Genomic DNA, 18,028 nt, shown 5'->3' with positions numbered 1-18,028 from the left:
ACGCTCCGCGGCGGCGAAATGGTGATCATGCTCGTACATTCGGCGGATGAGTGTCGAGGCATGGCTGCGTGAGCGCGGCACCGAGACGATCCAGCATCCGGGTGGCACCCTCTACGCCCACCTGTGCCGGGTCCGGGATCGTCTGGCCGGCCTCGGCCACTACGCCGACGTGCAGGCCGCGGGGCTGACCCATGCGGCGTACGGCACCGACGGCTTCGATCTGGCGCTGCTGTTCTGGCGCGAGCGTGACACGCTGCGCGAGCTGATCGGCCCCGACGCCGAGGAGCTGGTCTATCTGTACGGGGCCTGCGATCGCGACCGGTCCTGGCCGGACCTGGCCGTGACGCACCGGATCACCGACCGCTTCACCGGCGGCGTCGTGCGGCTCGCCGACTGGCAGCTGACGCCCTTCGTCGACCTGAGCATCGTCAACGAGCTGGACGTGCTCGAACACGACCCGGCCCTGTTGACCGCGCACCGCGACCATTTCACGGAGCTTTTCGCCGCCTGGTCACCGGTCACGTCACCGGCGGTCGCGACCGAGGCCCGCCGCGTGCTGAGCCTCTGACGGTAATCAGCTGAAGGGGGGGCCTGGGGCGGCGGTGGCGGCCGCCGGCCCCAGGCGGCTCGATGCCGTCAGGCGGTCTGCCGGTTCAGGCGGCGGTAGACCGGGGCCAGGCGTTTGTGCAGGTCCTGGTAGATGTCGTAGATCTCCAGGTAGCGGTCGTGATCCGGGCCCGGCGTGAAGACGTGGTCGTTGCGGGTCAGGGCCGGGATGTCGTCGAACGCGATCAGGCCCGCGCCGACCGCTCCGATCCAGCCCGCACCGCGGGCGTTGACGGTCACCGGGTTGGCGTCGCGGCGGATCTCCACTCCCAGGACGTCGGCGAAGATCTGGCACCACGAGTCGGAACGGGCGGCACCGCCGGTGATCACCATCGACTGCACCGGGGCGCCGAGGAACCTGTCGACCGCCTTCGCCAGCCAGCGCGTGTTCAGGGCGACCCCCTCGAAGACGGCGCGCAGCAGGTCGGAGCGGGTCGTGTCGAGGGAGATGTTCAGGAAGGCGGCCCGTAGGTTCGGGTCGTCCACGGGCGCACGCTCGCCGTACAGCCAAGGGGTGTAGATGACGCCGTTGGCGCCGGCCGGGACCATCGGGATGATCTTGTCGAAGGCGTCGAAGATGGTGCCCTCGTCCCGGCTCACGTGGCCGGCGCTGACGATCGGGTCGTCGTATTCGACGATCTTGTCACGCAGCCAGGTCAGGTTGGCGCCGGCCGTCGCCTGCAGCGCGGTCATCAGATAGCGGTCCGGGATCGCGCACGGGATCGACGCGATGCCGGTCAGCACGTCGGTCTTCTTCTTCGGCACGTGCGCCGCGATCCACGACGAGGTGCCCAGGTAGAGATGGGTCTCGTTGTCGCCGATGGTGCCGGCCCCGATCGCCGCCGCCGTGTTGTCGATCGCCCCGGCCACCACCTGCACCGAGGAGGGGAGACCGAGGTGATCGGCAGCATGGGGGCCAGTGTGCCGATCACCTCGGTGCAGGCCACGATCGGCGGAAACTTGTCCGCGTCGATTCCACTGGCGGCGACCAACGTGGGGGAGTACCGGATGGATGGGGCCTTCCGGTTGTCCGTGACCCACGAGGTCAGGATCGAGTCGACTGTCGCCACCGTGCGGCCGGTCAACTTCAGATTGATCCAATCGAGGACGTTGAGGAAGGTTTTGGTCTTTCTGTACACGTCGGGCATGTCGTCCCGGACGAGCAGCATGTGCGCGGCCGGGTCCTTTCCGGTCACCGACGGCATGCCACCGGTCAGCCGCAGCCAGCGGGCGATCTTCAAGACGGACATGCCGTCGTACGCCGGAAAGCCGCCGAACTGCCTACGCAGGTGCGGTGCCCCGCGCATGTCGAGCCAGCTGATGCACCGGGTCAACGGCTCACCGGCGGCGTCCACCGCGATCGTGCCCTCGCCCTGCGTCGACGAGCAGATCGTCGTCACCGCGCGGACGTGGTCGGGGAAGTCGCGGCCGAGGTCGGCGACGACCTCGGCCAGCGCGTCCCACCACGCGACCGGGTCCTGCTCGGCCCCGCCGCCGGGCAGCACCACGAGCGGGACCGGCCGTTCGGCCCAGCCGGTGACCGTGCCGTCGGCCGCGACGAGGGCGGCCTTCATCCCCGACGTACCGAGGTCGATCGCCAGGATCTGCGGCGGGATCGCTCCCTTTACCACCTGCGCCAACGTCAGACCCCTTCGACCAGCGCGAAGACCTGGTCGAACCGGGACAGCGCGTCGTCGATGACCTCGTCGGTGTCGGCCATCGACGTGTACATCCGCGACCCGGCCAGCGTGATGATGCCGTGGGCGGCGTAGGCGGCGCCCATCTGCTCCATCAGCGTCTTGCGGCCCTTGTTCTCCTTGAACAGCTTCACCGGGTTGCGCATGTCGAGCATCAGCACGCCACTGGACTCCAGGTGCACGATCGAGCCCTGGTTGTACGCGACATACGGCAGCCCGTACTTGTCGATCAGCTTCTGCAGGCCACGGGTCAGCCGGTCACCGGCCCGACCGGCGATCACCGGCGCGTTGGTGCGGGCCATCTCCTTGATCGCGAAGTACCCGGCCGCACAGGACAGCGGGTTCGCCGACAGGGTGCCGCCGACCTGGATGTGCGCGCCGTGCTTGCCGTCGAGCCCGGAGCCGAACACCGCCATGATGTCGGCGCGGCCGCCCACCCCGCCGGCCATCGGGTAGCCACCGGAGACGGCCTTGCCGAACACGGTCAGGTCGGGAGTGACCCCGAAGTAGCCGGCGGCGCCGCCCATGCCGGTACGGAAGCCGGTCACCACCTCGTCGAAGATCAGCAGCGCGCCGAACTCGTCACACAGCTTGCGGACCTTCTCGTTGTAGTCCTTCGGCACCGGGCGGGTGCCGGACTCCGGGCCGAGCGGCTCCACGATCACGGCGGCGGTGCCACCACGCAGCCGGTTCTCGACCAGCTTGCGCTTGAGCGTGCCCAGGTCGTGCGGGAACGCCTCCCGGGTGCGGCCGGTCGCGCCGAACGGGATGCCCTTGGCGTTCATCCGGAACGAGCCGGGCACGCGCAGGCCGTACACCACGGTGTCGGACCAGCCGTGATAGGCGCCGCCGACCTTGATGACCATCTTCTTCTTGGTGTACGCCCGGGCGGCGCGCACCGCGGCCATGACGGCTTCGGTGCCGGAGCCCAGCGACCGGTACATCTCGATGTGCGGCATGTACTGGTTGATGATCTCGGCGAGCTTCAGCTCGTACTCGTGGAACAGGCCGGTGACCGGGCCCGACGCCTTGATCACGTCGGCCACGGCCTCGTTGACCGGCGCGTAGTTGCTGCCCAGGATCGTCGGGCCGCCGGCCTGCAGGAAGTCGATGTAGACGTTGCCGTCCCGGTCGGTCAGGTATGCGCCCTCGGCTTTGTCGACGGCCAGCGGGAACGGGTAGTTGAACGCCAGGTTGTGCTGGACCCCGCCGGGGATGCGCTTCTTGGCCCGCTCGGTGATCTCCTTCGACGCCGTGCACTTGGTGTCGAAGTAGTTCAGCGTGTCGAGCAGGGCATCGTGGCGCAGGCCGCGCAAGGGCTGGGCGACCAGGGCCTTGAGCCGGCGCATGGTGTCGTCCACGTCGAGATACTCGCTGATCGAGTAGCCCAGTTCCGCCGAACTCGCGGATTCCGCCGGCGTCTCGACCACCGTGCTGGTCGGCAGCTCCTCGTCCTCCGGCACCCGGACCGGCTCGACGGCCTCGGTGATCTGCGCCGCGATCCGCTTCTCGTCCTTGCGCAGCTTGCTGAACGCGATCTCCCGGATCGTGTCCGGAATCGTGTAGACCTTGCCCGCCTCCGACGTGAGCGCCATCAGATAGGCGATCGACACCTTCTCCAGCAGCGCCATGTTGAACACCGCCCGGTCCGGGTCGGTGCCCAGCGCCACCACACCGTGGTTGGCGATGATGAACGCGTTGTCGCCGCTCGCCACCTTCTTCTGCACGTTCTTGGCCAGGAAGCCGGTGCCCGACGGGGCGTAGTCGATGATCGCGACCTCTTTGCCGAGGAAGCGGACCTGCTCGTCGGTGAGCGCCGGGATCGGCTTGCGCAGGAAGGCGAGCGCGGAGGCGTACGGCTGATGGGTGTGCACGATCGCGTTGACGTCGGGGCGCTCGCGGTAGACGTTGGCGTGCATCCCGCACTCGATCGACGGGACCAGGCCGCCGGCACCGCCCGGGTCGGGCACGTGCTTGCCGTTGAAGTCGACGATGCAGATGTCCTCGACCCGCATCCGGTCGTAGTCGTAGTTGCTCGGCGTCACCGCGTACAGCTCATGACCGGGAATGCGGACCGACACGTTGCCCTCGGTCGCCTTCAGATAACCGCGGTCGAGCATCGTCCGGCACATGTCGACGACGTGCTGACGGGAAAGGCGATGTTTCACGGCTGATCCTCAGGTCGCGGGGGTCCTACCCGAACCATCGTCGTCCGGCTTCCCGATCGAAGCATCATCGGCGAACCAGTAAGAATGAACGGGTGACTTATCACGGCGTGACAAATTCGCCCTGGCTCCACCTGCCGGCGGATCTGGCCGTCGCCATGCGGCCCCGCCTGCCCGCGGCCGTGCAGGCGATCGCCGCCGCGGTGGGGGAGAGCAGCGACGCCGGTGGCGAGAAATTCGAGCGCGACGTGCGTACCGCCGTGCAGGTCGCTCTTGATCGTTTCCTGGATCTCGCCGGCACCGACGAGCCGGCGCTGCCGCCGCGCATCCGGGAGGTGTTCGTGGCGCTCGGCGCCGCCGAGGCGCGGGAGAACCGCGGCCCGGAAGCGCTGCTCGCCTCGCTGCGCGTCGCGTCCCGTCTGCTGCTGCGCACCGCCACCCAGGCGCTCACCGAACAGCGGCCGGTCAGCGTCGCCGAGGTCATCGACCTGTCCGACGCCACCAGCGCGTTCATCGACGAGCTGGCCAGCGCCTGCACCGACGGCCTGGCCCGCCAGCTGCGCGAACAGGCCGGCGAAGGCGACCGGCGGCGGCGCCAGCTGGCCGATCTGCTGCTGGCCGGCGGCAGCCCGCCCGAGTCGGTGCGCGAGGCCGCCGCCGGCATCGGCTGGCCGGCCGTCGACGTCGTCGTGCCGGTGCTGCTGCCACCCGACCAGGCCCGCGACGCCCGGTTCCGGTTCGGCGCGGACGGTGTGGTCGCCGAACGCGGCCGCGACGCCGTGCTGCTGTTGCGCGCCGGGACGCGTACCGACCGGGCGGCGCTCACCGAGGCCCTCGACGGCCGGGACGCCGTGGTCGGGCCGGCGCTGCCGTGGACCGAGGTGCCGCAGGCCGTCCGCCTCGCCGAACGCGCGGCCGAACTGACCACCACCGGCCGCGAGCCGGTCTTCGTCGACGACCATTTCGCGGCGCTGGCGTTGCGCGGCGAACCCGGCGCTCTCGCGGTCCTGACCGCCCAGCGGCTCGCGCCCCTGGCGGGGCTGCGGTCGAGCCAGCGCGAGGCGTTCCTGCTCACCCTGTCCAGCTGGTTACGGCACTGGGGTTCGCGTACGGCCGTCGCCGCCGAGTTGTTCGTGCATCCGCAGACGGTCAGTTACCGCCTCAACCGGCTGCGCGAGCTCCTCGGCGACGACCTCGACGACCCCCGTGTCCGCTTCGAGCTCCAGCTGGTGCTCAGCGACCGGTAGCCGAGCCGGACCGGTGCCGTCCTTGTGGGCCGTGGGCCGCCGGCAGCGCTCACCTGCGCCGCGGTGTGCCGGTTACGGGAGATCGCGCTGTTTCCTTGGCTCGGGACTCGAACGTCCGATAAACCTGGCGACCCGTCGTGGCATGTCCTCCGGCGGCCACAACCTCGGGGAGTCTCGCATGTCCAGTCGTCAGTTCGTCACTTTCGAGGTCGCGGGCCAATTCTTCGGCGTGGACGTGGAGACCGTGCAGGAGGTGCTGTCGTACAGCGAGTACACGCCGGTGCCGATGGCGCCGAACGCGATCGGCGGCCTGTTCAACCTCCGCGGGCAGGTGATCGCCGCGGTGGACCTGCGTGTGCAGTTCGGGTTGCCCCGCCGGGACATGTCCGGCGTGGTCATGAACGTGATCGTGCGGTATGCGGGTGAGCCGGTGAGCCTGCTGGTGGACCGGATCGGGCAGGTCGCCTACCTCGACCAGCAGCTGTTCGAGGACCCGCCGGCCACACTGACCGGCCCGTCACGGCAGTTGGTCACCGGCGCGTACAAGACCGAGGGCCGGTTGCTGTTGGTCCTGGACGTCGCCGAGTGCGTGAACACCACCCGCGTCTCGGCCTGAGAGGGCGTTCGCGACTCCGGGCCGCGAACCACGTCCCGGCCGCCACGACCGGAAAGGACGTGGTGGCGTTGATCGATTAGGGTCCATGACATGTTGATCAACAGGCTTCGTGCCGCGTTTCTCTCCACCATGGCCGCGACAGCCGTTGTTGCCGGGACCAGCACGCCGGCGTTCGCGGATCCAGGCTTGGACGTGCCCTTGGTCGTCTCGGCCGAGCTGCTGTCGACGGCGGGTGACGGGTGCAGCCAGCCCGCCATTCACCTGGGCGACAACTGGCTCGACGTCCAGGCGCAGGCCGGTGGGGACGCGTCACTACTGCTCAACGCGTATCCCGCCGTCGGCCAGCGGAGTGTCGCCATCGAATGCGAGCTGCGAGTGCGCCTCCAGCTCGACCAGCTGGCCGAGCTGAAGCCGGCCCAGTACCTGATGAGTGGATGGCTCACCACCGCGGCTGGGACGAAGGCCAGCCGTTACTTCGAGAGCTCATTCGACGGAACAGACTGGTACGGCCAGCGGACCAGCCACTCGGCAGGCGCTACCGGCCCGTTCTACCAGGGCGGCGGAAGCCGCTTCGACCCCCGGTCGGCCTGCTCGACCGAGATTGATCTGTCCTTCCGGGTCGGCCTGTCCCTGACCTCGACGGATGGTTTGGCGGTCGGCGATGCCATCGGTCTCGACGGGACCAGCGGTGCCGGCGTCGAGTTGAACACCACGGTCGGCGCCTGCGCCTGACGTGGCACGGGGCTGGGCGGGCCAGGCGGCCCGTCCAGCCCCGTATTCACCACCACAGCGGCGACCGCGGGGCGGCTGCGCGAGCAGATCACCAGGCTGCAGACGAAACTCACCCGTGTCATCTCCCCACCTCGCCCGGAGTCGTCCCGCTCGACCGGTGGACGACGATCTCAATCGCCGGATCTGCGCCACGGCTTGAAGCGGCGAACCTCCTGGGGCCAGCCGCAAGCCTCCGCGATCCTCCCGGCCCACATGCGGGCGGTCTCCTCGTCGGGCACGTCCACGATGGTCAGTCCGCCCAGGAACTCCTTGGTCTCGACGTAGGGCCCATCGGTGAAGATCACCGAACCGCTGGTGGCGTCGGCACTGAAGACCGGGCCGTCCTCTTCCTCCAGGCCTCCGGCGAAGACGTAGGCCCCGGCATCCTTGATCTCCTCGACGACCGCCTTGGAGAGCGGACCGCGGCCGCGGAACCATTCCTCGGTGTGGTCGCCCACCCACTGCTGGTTGAAGTAGATGAGGTACTCGGGCATGCTCGCTCCCACTGTTCGTCCGGACCCGGTGTCCGTCTCCACATACGCTACGAACGGCATCCGGCGAATCCGACGCCGCCGGCCATCGCGCCTTCATCGGCCTATCATGGCGCCCGCGCGGGGTGGGGCCCGCCACATTGTGCTGAGGCCGAGCGCCGTCCCTAGTCGGACGGCGGTCCGGGCTGTGACGGCGGCGCCGGATCCGGTCCGGGACCCGCCGCCGGATCAGATGTCGGCGTGCCGCGTCGGGCCAGCTTGGCGACACCGAACGCGAGCAGCCAGGGCAGCGACAGGAAGCCCGATGTAGGTCTCACCGGCCCCATCGGCCAGGGGCGTGGCGGGAATGTCAGCCATCAGGCGGTCTCCAGTCGGGGCAGGGCGGTCGGTCAGTGGGCGGTCAGGCGTGGACGGCCGGCCGGGCGTGCACGATCAGCGCCCGGGCCAGGCAGATCAGAGCGGCGGTCGAGGCGAGCGTACGAACCAGGTTCCAGCGCACCCAGACATCCTCGTACGCCGCCCGCACCGCGCCGGGATCGCTGATGGCACCGGGATCGCCGGCCGCCGCGAGCTCCTCGTTGAGCGGCACGCTGATGCCCATCGTGATCGCAAAGGCGGCCCCGTAGAGCAGGAGGGCCGCCACCGCCCAGGGCAGCACCCGCCTGCCGTCGCGGCGCAGGTGCAGGATCGCGGCCGCGGCCGTCAGCGGCAGTGCGCCGAAGAAGCTGGCGGCGAACCATCCGTTGCGGACGGTGGCGTTGATCCACTGCATGGCGGCGATGAAGGTCTGGTCGTCGACCCGGGCCAGCCCGAGCATGACGGAGCAGGCGTAGGCGTAGAAGAACCCGGCGATCAGGCCGGTGGCCACGGTGGCCGACCCCAGGGTCCAGGCGCGGGCGACCCTGACCGCCATCGCCGGGAACCTGCTGCGGCTGCTCACCAGCGACACTTCGGTGGCGCTCAACCGGGCCGCCATGACCTCCCCCGACCTCGCCGCCCTGCTGCTGCGGCACGGCCGGCACACCACCGGGCCGCTGGTCGAGACCTACCTGACCCGGCTCACCGACGAGGGCCGGCTGCGCTCCGGCGACCCCGCCGAGGCTTTCCAGCTGCTGTACGGGCTGGTCGTCCGCGACGTGCAGATCCGGTCGCTGCTCGGCGAGCCGGCACCCCCACCCGATCGCCTCCGCGCCGAGGCCGAACTGGCCGTCGACCGTTTCCTCACCCTCGCCGGCAGCACCCCCACGACTGGCTGAGCGGGTTCGGCCGTATCCCCTTGGGTCTCACCTACACGTCCACGGACCAGTCGGGAAACCCCCGCTCATGCGGGGACGACTCCATCCTGGCGGCCGCGGAGGAGTGGAGGGTTTTGCGCAACCAGCAGTTGGCGCGCCATCTCGCGGCTGGCACGGACGAGGCTTGCGGGCCCCGGCGACTACGCCTTCCCGGACATCGAGGCCGACGACTCGGTGAGTAACGGCAGCAGACCGCGCGTCCGTCCTCGGTCGATCGACCGACGGGGCGCATCGAATTCGATCAGCGGCTACTGTCGCGTTGTCTCGCCGTGGTCCGATCGGACACGGCGAGGAAAGCCGATCGGCAATACGGGGAGAGTTGTGAAGCGCAGAAATGTACTGGTCGCGGCAGTCGTGGCCATGGCGTCGGTGCCGTTGACGGCAACACGGGCCATGGCGGCGGAGACGCAGGTGGAAACGCAGGCGGAGGCGGAACGCATGTTCGTCCGCTGGCTGTCCACCCAGGACCCGCGAGCCATGATCCGCAGCCGCGCCCGCGTGGCGATCCTGTCCGACCAGGCCGCGAGGACCACCTTCCTGACCGAGACCTACACCCGGGTGCTGCCGGACATCGCGGCGACGCGTGCGCGCCAGACGGAGTATGCGACCCGGATGGTCCGTACCCACCTGGCGATCTACCACCCCTGGGTGAACGCGACCGGCCTGCGGGCGCTGGACGGCGCCGAGGCCAGGATCGCCGAGTTCTCCAGCACCGGCTACAGTGCCGCCGCCGCCAAGGACCGCGACAAGGTGCCGTTCGACACCGGTGCGGGCGGCGTGGTCCCGGAGGACCGGACGTTCGTGGCCGAGCTGGCCGTCAGTGCCCTGAGCCCGGTGGCGCGCGAACGCGCGGCTCGTGCCGTGACGGACGGCACCGACGCCGCCATCGCGGAGTTCCTGCTGTACCGCTGGGCCATCTCGGCCGAGGTGGACATCGAGGTGTTCCGCACCGATCATGTCGCCGCCGAGTTCGTCCGGTGGACGGATGTCCGCGACGCGGTGGTCGCGGCGGAGAGCGCCGAGCAGCTGGCGCGGGACGCGGTCGGGGACGCCGCGGAGCCGGCCCGCGCCGAGGCGGTGCGAGCCTGGGAAGCGGTCGGTGCGCAGGCATCCCCGGCGCTGGCCGCTTGGGCGGCCCACCAGGAGTCCACGCAGGTCCAGATCGACGACTGGCAGCGGACCGCGACGACCGCCGCCACGTCGACCAGCCCGACCTGGCGCCTGCTCAAGGTCGACGCCCCGGCCGTGCGCAAGCTCTGGCTTGCCGAGCAGAAGAACGCCGCGGCGCGCACGGCGTGGTGGACCGCGGTGAACGAGCACGCGCTCGCTCGCGTGGCGGCCCTGACCACCCCGGCCGTCTGAGCCCCGGCCCGCAGGGACCTGACGGGTCCCTGCGGGCTGCTCCTCCGCGAGGTCGAGGGTGAGGGTGTCACCGGCGACGGTGAGCCGGCCTCAGAGCAGCCGCATGGCGTCGGCCGAGATGGAGTCGGAGATCTCCCACTCCTGAAGATCGGACGACCACGCGAAATGCCGTCGCTCGATGCCGATGGCGCAGCACCGGATCATCTCGCCGAGTGAGGCGAACACCGCCGTGAACGGGTCATCCGGCTGCTGCGCCCACAGGTGCATCGGCACGCCGCCATCGGTCGAGGCGGACAGGTCGGCGAAGAAGTGGGCGGATCCCGCCTTGAGCACCGGAAGCCACCAGGGCGCCCATTCACCGTTCCAGAGCTCCGCGGATTGCGGGAACGGGCCCGGATCCCGCTCGAGCTGGAACCGCCGCACGTCGAGTGCCTCTTCCAGCGACAGAAAGTTCCAGGGCGCGCCGATGACGCTGTCCGACCCGCCCCGCCGGCCGCCACCCAGGACCCCGTCATGCCATCCCCACCAGCAGCGCAACTCCGCCGGCACGACCACGTCATGCGCGGCTTCGAGCTCTTCTCGCCGGGCATCCGTCAGACCGGGTAGGAGCTTGCCGGCAATGGGTGCCTGCTGAGTGCGCCAGGCCGCTTCCAAACGGGCAAGATCCTCATCACGCAACATCGACACATCATGAGGCCGCGTACGCGGTGTCCCGGCAGGCGTGGCAGGACGCCCGGGCCGGTCGGCTCTGACCTGTGCCGCTTCTCGCGATGGGGCGGTCTGCCGGCCCGGAATGAGGACCCGGGTGCTCACAGCGAGGCGATCTTCCGGTAGCGGGCGAGCAGGAGCAGCAGGCACGCGGTGACCAGGCACGCCGCCTCGATGCCGTAGATCGGGCCGAACCTGCCCACGCCCACGTCGAGCTGGCTCTCGCCGGCGGTGAGCCACTCGCCGACGCCTCCGATCAGGAAGATCGGGCTGGCCAGCCCGGACAGGCTGTTGGCGGTGGTGCTCGGCAGCGAGGCCAGCACGCCGACGACCGGAACGGTCATCATGAAGACCGCCACGACGCCACCGGCGGCGAACGCCTGCTTTCCGGTGAGCGACGCGATCAGCAGGCTGACGGCGGCGAACGTCACCGCCCAGAGCAGGCTGTAGGCCCAGCCGGGCAGCAGGTCCCCGAGCTCGTCGAGCACCCCTCTGGCGCCGGTCTTCGTGGTGAACGCGGCGCCGAGGAACATGATGAGCTGCGGCATGCCGAGCAGCAGCCAGACCGCGGCCGTCATGGCGGCGACCTTGGCGATCACGTAGTCGGCGGCCCGCAACGGACGGCTGAAGTAGAGCGGCAGCACCCCGGCCCGCAGGTCACGGGAGACCAGCTGCGGCGCGACGATCCCCGCGAAGAAGATGATCAGCAGGCTCATCTGGTCGGCGTACTGGAAGTAGGTGAAGAACACCTGTCCGGTGATCGAGCGGGCGGCCGCCACGATGACGGCGACCAGCAGCATGATGCCGACCACGAGCCAGGGGAAGATCTTCGCCTTGGCGGAGCGGCCGAGCCCGAAGGCCGCACGCAACCCGTGCACGAAGAGGGCCTGCTGCATCGCGAGGCGGCCCAGCCGGGGACCGGAGTAACGCTGGTACCCGATGTCATGGATGACGCCGGTCTCCGACATCGGCGGTCTCCTTCGTGGTGAAAGGGCAGCCGTCATTCGTATGGCGTCACCGTAACGGACGGACGGAGAGCCGGGGGGATCACGGGTTGAGGATCTTCTCCAGGATCCCGGCGATCGTGCGGCGGGCCAGCGTCGCCCGGAACGCCTCGGTGGCCTCGTCGTAGGTGTCGGTCAGGGCCGGCGTGATGCCCGCGCCGACCGGGCAATCCTGGTTGGGCTCGCTGCGGTGCAGGGCCAGCAGCGGCTCGGCGGAGACCGCGTTCCACACGTCGAGCATGGTGATCTCCTCGGCCGGGCGGGCCAGCGAGAAACCGGCGCCCGCGCCGCGCCGGGACCGGACCAGCCCCGCCTTGTGCAGGTCGCCGAGACTGCGCCGCAGGATCACCGGGTTGGTCTTGACGCTCGCGGCCACCTCGTCCGAGGTCAGCCAGGGTCGGCCGCGCTGTCGCGCCAGCTCCAGCCACGCCAATGCGTGTGCCGCTATCGTCACCCTGCTGTTCGCCGCCATCGTAACCGACCCTATTACAGCGACGGCCGTCCGTGATCAACCGGGCTCGACTGTCCTCAATCCACCCCCTACGCTGCTGCGGACGCGGTCGGATCCCACTTTCGGCCGCTCGAATGAAACGGGGGTCTCATCGGATGCTCATCGATCGGCGGACGCTGTCCGCCACAGGGGCCGCCGCACTCGCGGTGGTGGCCTCGCCCTTCCTCTTCTCGTCGCCGGCTTCGGCGGCCGGCGCGGGCTCGGCCAAGGTAGTCGGGGCCGGCAAGGTGCAGTTCCAGGCCTCGGCCGGCAGCACCAACTCCCTGACCATCACCATCTCGGGCCGAACCGTCACGCTCGACGACCGGGTGGCGATCAAGGCGGGCAAGGGCTGTAAGGCCGTCAAGGGGGACCGGACCAAGGTCCGGTGCACCACCTCCCGGGCGACGTCGCAGCTCACCGTCTCGCTCGGGGACCGCAACGACACCCTGCGCAACAGGACGCCGGTCGCCCTGAGCGCCACCGGCGGCTCGGGCGCCGACACTCTGCACGGCGGCTCCGGCCCGGACGGGCTCAACGGCGGCACCGGCGCCGACCGGCTGTACGGCAACGGTGGCGCCGACCGGCTGCTCGGGGATTCCAGCGCCGACCGGATCAGCGGCGGCGCGGGCGACGACTCGATCCGGGGCGGCACCGGCGGTGACCGGATCTGGGGCGACGCCGGGAACGACACCGTCTTCGGCGAGACCGGCGACGACATCGTGGCCGGCGGTGACGGCGACGACTCCCTCTACGGTTTCTCGGGTGAGGACTCCCTCTACGGCCAGGCCGGGAACGACCGGATCGACGGGGGTGGCGGCGACGACATCCTCCGGGGGTCCACCGGCGCCGACGTGATCGAGGGCCAAGGGGGCGACGACCACGTCTGGGCCGGCGCCGGGGATCACCCGTCGCCGGCCGGCGGGCGCTACACCGACATCGTCGTCGGCGGCGCGGGCGACGACGTCATCTTCGGCGAGGAGGACCCCGACTTCGTGTTCGGCGGGGACGGCCACGACGTGATCGAGGGTGGCGCCGGGGACGACTGGATCACCGGTGGCGCCGGCAACGACCAGGTTCGGGGTGGCGACGGCGACGATCTGCTCGCCGGCGAGAAGATCCACGAGTACATCGGCCTGATCGAGGAGCCGTCCGCGGCCGACCAGGTGGACGGTGGCGGGCACACCGCAGCGGGCGACCACTGCTACGTGACCGACATCTCGAGCGTGACCGGCTGCGAGGCTCAGCCGGACGACGGCGGTGAGGAAGGCATGAAGCGGCGCACCCTCTCGCCGGACTCGCTCTCCTGGCAGTGACGCCTTGAGGGAGCGGCAGTGACGCCTTGAGGGAGCGGCAGTTATGCGTTGAGGAACGGCCGGGCCGCGTGGCCCGGCCGTTTCCGTGTCCGGAGAGTCAGGTGGGCCAGGAGCGGGCGTCGACGGTCAGCGGGAACGAGGGGCCGGGGGCGTCGGGGCGCCAGCCCTGTTCCTGGGCCTCGCGGATCATCGCGGCCACGATCGACGGGACGGCCGGCGGGGTGGCGGTGCCGACCCAGTCGGTGGGACGGGTGTCCGGGGTGGTGGCGATCAGGACCGTGCCGCGGCGGTCGGCGCGCTCGATCGCGAACGAGAGCGGGCCCAGGTGGGCGGGGTGCCGGCGGACCCGCCAGCGGTAGACGACGCCGTCGACGGTGATCAGCCGGGAGCGCTTCCTCACCACAGTCATGTGGATGATCCATGCCCGGTTCGCGGGCGGGTCAATCGGATCGCCCCGGCCCGGCGGTCGCGTTGCGGCCGGGACGGCCCGCCCGGGTCGCGTGGTAGGCCCGGGACCACGATGGTTGCGGTCGGGGTGTGGTGGACCGTACCCCCTGGTTGCGGTGTTGATTTGAATCGTGGTTCACTCCTTGCCTTCGGAATGAATCCGGATTCAGAGTTTGGGGGTCTCCGGATGCCTTATCGCCCGACCGCGTTGACCAGGAAGAACGCGGAGGACAAGCGCGACGGCTTCCTGCGGGCGGCCCGCGCGCTGGTGGCCGACGACGGCTTCAAAGCCGCCACCGTAGCCGCGATCGCCGCCCGCTGCCAGGCCAGTGTCGGCTCGGTCTACTCCTATTTCGACAGCCGCGACCGCCTGCTGGCCGAGGTCTTCCGCAGCGCCGCCAGTCATGAGATCGACCTGGTCCGGGCGGCCGTGTCGGATGCCGGACAGCAGGCGTCGGAGCGGATCGGGGAGCTGATCCGGATCTTCAGCGGCCGGGCCCTGCACGGCCGGCGGATGGCGTGGGCGCTGCTGTTCGAGCCGGTCAGCCCGGTCGTCGAGGCGGAGCGGCTGGTCTACCGCAGCTCCTACACCGACATCGGCGAGCAGATCATCCGCGACGGGCTGGCCAGCGGCGCGTTCGTGCCGCAGGATCCCCGGCTGGCGTCGTCGGCGGTGATGGGCGCGGTGTCCGAGGCACTGGTCGGGTGGATCCGGCCGGACAGCCCGGAGCCGTCGGAGGGCGAGCTGGACAACGTGATCGAGGGCATCCGCGGGTTCTGCTTCCGGGCCCTCGGCGTGTCCTGCGCGGGGGGATTCCGATGACCGTGTCACCGACCCTGGCCACCGCCCAGCAGGCGCTGGCCGACCAGTCCGTCAGCCGGATGCTCGGGACACGCCTGGTCGCGTTCAGCCGGGGCAGCGCCGTCGTCGAGCTCGACATCCGCCCGGACATCAGCGACCACCGCGGCGCGGTCCACGACGGTATCGTCGCCTACGCGGCGGACACCGCCATCGCGTTCGCCGGCGCCGCCGCCCTCGGACCCGACGTCGTCACCTCCGGCCTGACCGTCGACTACCTCGCCCCGGCCCACGGCCGCACCCTGCGGGCCACCGGCACCGTGCTGCGCGCCGAGGGCCGCCGGGCCGCCTGCCGGTGCGAGCTGCACGCGGTCGCCGAGGACGGCAGCGCGCTCCTGGTGGCGGTCGCACAGGGGACGATCATGGGACCGGCCTCCCCGTCGATCCCGCCACGGCGAACCGGTCGCGGCGGGCCCACCGTGCAGGAGGTGCTCACCCGGCGGCGGCGCACCGGCGACAACGACGACGGGGCCACCGTCGCGCTGGTCATCGAGGGTGGCGGCATGCGCGGCATCGTGTCGGCCGCGATGGCCGCGGCGATCGAGGAGGAGGGCTTCCTCGACACGGTCGACCTGATCGTCGGCACGTCGGCGGGCGCGGTCAACGCCACCGCGGTGGCGGTCGGCGCGGCCGGCCCGATGGCCGACTCCTACGCCGAGATCTTCTCCTCGCCCGAGTTCATCGACGTGCGCCGGTTCGTCCGGGGCCGGCCGGTGATCGACGGGCCGCTGCTGGTCCGGCGGGTCGACGAGCTGTTCGGGTTCGGGGCGCTGGCCGGCACGGCGCAGGCCGAGAAGCTCGTCATGGTGGCCACCGACATCGACACCGGCCGGGCCGAGGCGCTCACCGGCTTCACCGACCGCGACGACCTGGTCGGCTGCCTGCACGCCTCGGGACTGCTGCCGCTGCTCGCCGGCGACCCGGTCGAGCTGCGCGGCCGCCGCTGGCTCGACGGCGGGATCGTCGAGGCGGTGCCGGTGCTGACCGCGGCCGCGCGGGGCGCCACCCACGCGATCGTGCTGGCCACCCGGCCACCCGGCACGCAACCGGCGTACGGCGCCGCGGACGTCGTGGTCGAGCGTTACCTGCGCCGGCTCAACCCGGAGCTGGCAGCCGCCTACCGGGGCCGGCCGCACCGCTACCGGGAGACGTTGCAGCAGGTCCGCGACGGTTGGTCGCACGGTCTGAGCACGCTGTGCATAGCGCCCCGGGTCGACGACCCGCTGCCGGGCCGCCTGGAACGTGACCAGACCGCGCTGCGGGCCGCCCGGGACGCCGCGGCGGCCGTCGCCCGCACCGTCCTGAAGGAGCTGCGGTGACCCACGACGTCGTCAACCAGGCCCCGCCCCGGACCGGCCTCAACGAATACCTGATCAATCCGGCGCTGACCGAGGCCGTCGCACGTCACGGCGCGAGCTGGGCGGCACCGGACCTGACCACGGTCGGCGAGCTGGTCGGCGGCGCGGACTTCCAGCGCGACGCCGAACTCGCCAACACGCACCCGCCGGTCTTCGCCTCGCACGACCGTTGGGGCCACCGGGTCGACGCGGTCGACTTCCACCCCGGCTACCACCGGGTCATCGGCGCGGCGATCGAGCACGGCGCCCACACCGGCTGCTGGTCCGCGCCCCAGCCCGGCGCCCACGTGGCACGCGCCGCGACCTTCATGCTGTTCGCGCAGGTCGAGGCCGGGCACGCCTGCCCGGTGAGCATGACCCACGCGGTCGTGCCGTCGCTGCGGTTGAGCACCGAACTGGCCGACGAGTGGCTGCCCAAGGTCTACTCACGGGTCTACGACCCGGCGCTGGAAGACCCCGCGGTGAAGACGTCGGCGATCTTCGGCATGGCCATGACGGAGAAACAGGGCGGATCGGATGTACGGGCGAACACCACCCGTGCCCACTCGGCCGGCGACGGGACCTGGCGTCTGACCGGGCACAAGTGGTTCTGCTCGGCGCCGCAGTCGGACGCGTTCCTCGTCCTCGCCCAGGCCCCCGGCGGACTGTCCTGCTTCCTGGTCCCCCGGGTGCTGCCCGGCGGCGACCGCAACGTGTTCCGTATCCAGCGGCTCAAGGACAAACTCGGCAACCGGTCGAACGCCTCCAGCGAGATCGAGCTCGACGGCACGGTCGGCCGGCTGCTCGGCGAGGAGGGCCGCGGCGTCCGCACGATCATCGAGATGGTCGCGCAGACCCGGCTCGACTGCGTGCTCGGCAGCGCCGCCGGGATGCGCCAGTCCGTCGCCGAGGCGGCCTGGCACGTGCGGCACCGCAGCGCGTTCGGGGCGGTGCTGATCGACCAGCCGGCCATGATGTCGGTGATCGCCGACCTGCAGCTCGAGGCCGAGGCCGCCACCTGGACCGCCCTGCGCCTGGCCGCCGCCTACGACAGCGACGACGACGAGTCGGTGGCCTTCCGGCGGCTGGCCACGGCGGTCGGCAAGTACTGGGTCTGCAAACGGGGGCCGAACCACGCGTACGAGGCGCTCGAATGCCTCGGCGGCAACGGCTACACGGAGAGCTTCCCGCTGGCCCGGCGCTATCGGGAGCAGCCGGTCATGGCCGTGTGGGAGGGCTCGGGCAACGTCATCGCCCTCGACGTGCTGCGGGCGATGTCCCGGGAGCCCGCGTCGGTGGAGGCGGTCGACCGGGAGCTGTCGTCGGCGCTGGGGGCGCATGCGGCGTACGACGCCCACGTCGCCGCCACCCGCAGGCTGATCGCCGGCGTCGCGGCCGACCCGTCCACGTCCGGCGCCTCGGCCCGCCGAGTCGTCGAGTCCCTGGCTCTCGGCCTGCAGGCGGCCGTGCTCATCCGCGAAGCCCCGGCCGCCGTCGCCGACGCCTTCGTGGCGGCCCGCCTCGGACCCGATCGCAGCCTGGAGTACGGCGCCCTCGACCCGGGGCTGTCCCTCGCGACGATCGCGGCCCGCGCCTGACACGCACGTCGCCGCCGGG

Annotated in this window: 19 protein-coding genes; 10 read left to right on the top strand and 9 right to left on the bottom strand. The window is 71.0% G+C overall.

All coding sequences use genetic code 11. From position 1 onward, the window contains the following. The first annotated feature begins 46 nt into the window (after positions 1-46). On the top strand, positions 47-568 hold the full coding sequence (locus ACQPZW_RS31095) for a DUF6817 domain-containing protein (RefSeq protein WP_433789598.1): 522 nt from the start codon (positions 47-49) through the stop codon (positions 566-568). Positions 569-636: 68 nt separating this feature from the next. On the opposite strand, the gene ACQPZW_RS31090 is transcribed toward ACQPZW_RS31095, so the two are convergent. Genes ACQPZW_RS31090 through ACQPZW_RS31080 form a run of 3 tightly spaced genes read right to left on the bottom strand, consistent with a single transcriptional unit; the run spans position 637 to position 4,471 of the window. Next, positions 637-1,371 (bottom strand): FGGY-family carbohydrate kinase, encoded by a 735-nt coding sequence (locus ACQPZW_RS31090; protein ID WP_433789597.1) that lies wholly within the window; start codon positions 1,369-1,371, stop codon positions 637-639. Continuing rightward, the gene (locus ACQPZW_RS31085) at positions 1,344-2,237 is read right to left on the bottom strand and encodes an FGGY family carbohydrate kinase (RefSeq protein WP_433797666.1); all 894 of its coding nucleotides are present in this window, start codon (positions 2,235-2,237) and stop codon (positions 1,344-1,346) included. The genes ACQPZW_RS31090 and ACQPZW_RS31085 overlap by 28 nt, the downstream gene beginning before the upstream one ends. Positions 2,238-2,248: 11 nt before the next feature. Further along, positions 2,249-4,471, bottom strand: coding sequence for an aminotransferase class III-fold pyridoxal phosphate-dependent enzyme (locus ACQPZW_RS31080; protein WP_433789596.1), 2,223 nt, complete (start codon positions 4,469-4,471; stop codon positions 2,249-2,251). A gap of 92 nt (positions 4,472-4,563) precedes the next feature. On the opposite strand from ACQPZW_RS31080, the gene ACQPZW_RS31075 reads away from it, so the two are divergent. The 3 genes from ACQPZW_RS31075 to ACQPZW_RS31065 all read left to right on the top strand — a co-directional run bounded on the left by ACQPZW_RS31075 (position 4,564) and on the right by ACQPZW_RS31065 (position 7,063). Further along, complete coding sequence (locus ACQPZW_RS31075; RefSeq protein WP_433789595.1) at positions 4,564-5,715, top strand: PucR family transcriptional regulator; 1,152 nt, start codon at positions 4,564-4,566, stop codon at positions 5,713-5,715. Between the two features lie 178 nt (positions 5,716-5,893). Beyond that, positions 5,894-6,331, top strand: a complete 438-nt coding sequence (locus tag ACQPZW_RS31070) for a chemotaxis protein CheW (RefSeq protein ID WP_433789594.1) — start codon at positions 5,894-5,896, stop codon at positions 6,329-6,331. A gap of 90 nt (positions 6,332-6,421) precedes the next feature. Next, positions 6,422-7,063 (top strand): hypothetical protein, encoded by a 642-nt coding sequence (locus tag ACQPZW_RS31065; protein ID WP_433789593.1) that lies wholly within the window; start codon positions 6,422-6,424, stop codon positions 7,061-7,063. Between the two features lie 170 nt (positions 7,064-7,233). Here the strand turns inward: ACQPZW_RS31065 and ACQPZW_RS31060 are convergent, their stop codons facing one another. Together ACQPZW_RS31060 and ACQPZW_RS31055 are read right to left on the bottom strand one after the other, a co-directional pair. Next, positions 7,234-7,596: a YciI family protein gene (locus ACQPZW_RS31060; protein ID WP_433789592.1), complete on the bottom strand. Its 363-nt coding sequence runs from the start codon at positions 7,594-7,596 to the stop codon at positions 7,234-7,236. A gap of 397 nt (positions 7,597-7,993) precedes the next feature. Beyond that, positions 7,994-8,461 (bottom strand): DUF1772 domain-containing protein, encoded by a 468-nt coding sequence (locus ACQPZW_RS31055; protein WP_433789591.1) that lies wholly within the window; start codon positions 8,459-8,461, stop codon positions 7,994-7,996. Between the two features lies 1 nt (position 8,462). Here ACQPZW_RS31055 and ACQPZW_RS31050 point away from each other — a divergent pair, with 1 nt between their 5' ends. Next, positions 8,463-8,849, top strand: a complete 387-nt coding sequence (locus ACQPZW_RS31050) for a TetR/AcrR family transcriptional regulator C-terminal domain-containing protein (RefSeq protein WP_433789590.1) — start codon at positions 8,463-8,465, stop codon at positions 8,847-8,849. Between the two features lie 450 nt (positions 8,850-9,299). Next, a complete protein-coding gene (locus tag ACQPZW_RS31045) occupies positions 9,300-10,250 on the top strand; it encodes a hypothetical protein (RefSeq protein WP_433789589.1) in 951 nt (316 codons plus the stop codon). Between the two features lie 90 nt (positions 10,251-10,340). Here the strand turns inward: ACQPZW_RS31045 and ACQPZW_RS31040 are convergent, their stop codons facing one another. The 3 genes from ACQPZW_RS31040 to ACQPZW_RS31030 form a co-directional block, all read right to left on the bottom strand. After that, on the bottom strand, positions 10,341-10,931 hold the full coding sequence (locus ACQPZW_RS31040; protein ID WP_433789588.1) for an SMI1/KNR4 family protein: 591 nt from the start codon (positions 10,929-10,931) through the stop codon (positions 10,341-10,343). 128 nt (positions 10,932-11,059) lie between these two features. Further along, entirely contained in the window at positions 11,060-11,926 is an 867-nt protein-coding gene (locus ACQPZW_RS31035; protein ID WP_433789587.1) for an ABC transporter permease, read from the bottom strand. 79 nt (positions 11,927-12,005) lie between these two features. Beyond that, positions 12,006-12,434 carry an Rrf2 family transcriptional regulator gene (locus tag ACQPZW_RS31030; protein WP_433789586.1) on the bottom strand — a complete coding sequence of 143 codons (429 nt, stop codon included), beginning with the start codon at positions 12,432-12,434 and terminating at the stop codon, positions 12,006-12,008. 134 nt (positions 12,435-12,568) lie between these two features. Between ACQPZW_RS31030 and ACQPZW_RS31025 the strand changes: the two genes are divergently transcribed. Continuing rightward, complete coding sequence (locus ACQPZW_RS31025; protein ID WP_433789585.1) at positions 12,569-13,768, top strand: calcium-binding protein; 1,200 nt, start codon at positions 12,569-12,571, stop codon at positions 13,766-13,768. A gap of 97 nt (positions 13,769-13,865) precedes the next feature. On the opposite strand, the gene ACQPZW_RS31020 is transcribed toward ACQPZW_RS31025, so the two are convergent. After that, positions 13,866-14,177 carry a hypothetical protein gene (locus ACQPZW_RS31020; RefSeq protein ID WP_433789584.1) on the bottom strand — a complete coding sequence of 104 codons (312 nt, stop codon included), beginning with the start codon at positions 14,175-14,177 and terminating at the stop codon, positions 13,866-13,868. A gap of 225 nt (positions 14,178-14,402) precedes the next feature. On the opposite strand from ACQPZW_RS31020, the gene ACQPZW_RS31015 reads away from it, so the two are divergent. The 3 genes from ACQPZW_RS31015 to ACQPZW_RS31005 are packed head-to-tail and all read left to right on the top strand — an operon-like array spanning position 14,403 to position 18,009. Then, on the top strand, positions 14,403-15,038 hold the full coding sequence (locus ACQPZW_RS31015; protein WP_433789583.1) for a TetR/AcrR family transcriptional regulator: 636 nt from the start codon (positions 14,403-14,405) through the stop codon (positions 15,036-15,038). Then, positions 15,035-16,393, top strand: coding sequence for a patatin-like phospholipase family protein (locus tag ACQPZW_RS31010; protein WP_433789582.1), 1,359 nt, complete (start codon positions 15,035-15,037; stop codon positions 16,391-16,393). Before ACQPZW_RS31015 ends, ACQPZW_RS31010 begins: the two co-directional genes overlap by 4 nt. Further along, a complete protein-coding gene (locus ACQPZW_RS31005; RefSeq protein ID WP_433789581.1) occupies positions 16,390-18,009 on the top strand; it encodes an acyl-CoA dehydrogenase family protein in 1,620 nt (539 codons plus the stop codon). The genes ACQPZW_RS31010 and ACQPZW_RS31005 overlap by 4 nt, the downstream gene beginning before the upstream one ends. The last annotated feature ends 19 nt before the right edge of the window (positions 18,010-18,028 follow it).

Source organism: Actinoplanes sp. CA-252034, assembly GCF_050956125.1.
Classification (GTDB): domain Bacteria; phylum Actinomycetota; class Actinomycetes; order Mycobacteriales; family Micromonosporaceae; genus Actinoplanes.
Note: the sequence above shows the minus strand (reverse complement) of the source record. Positions and strands in the feature narration are given on the sequence as shown.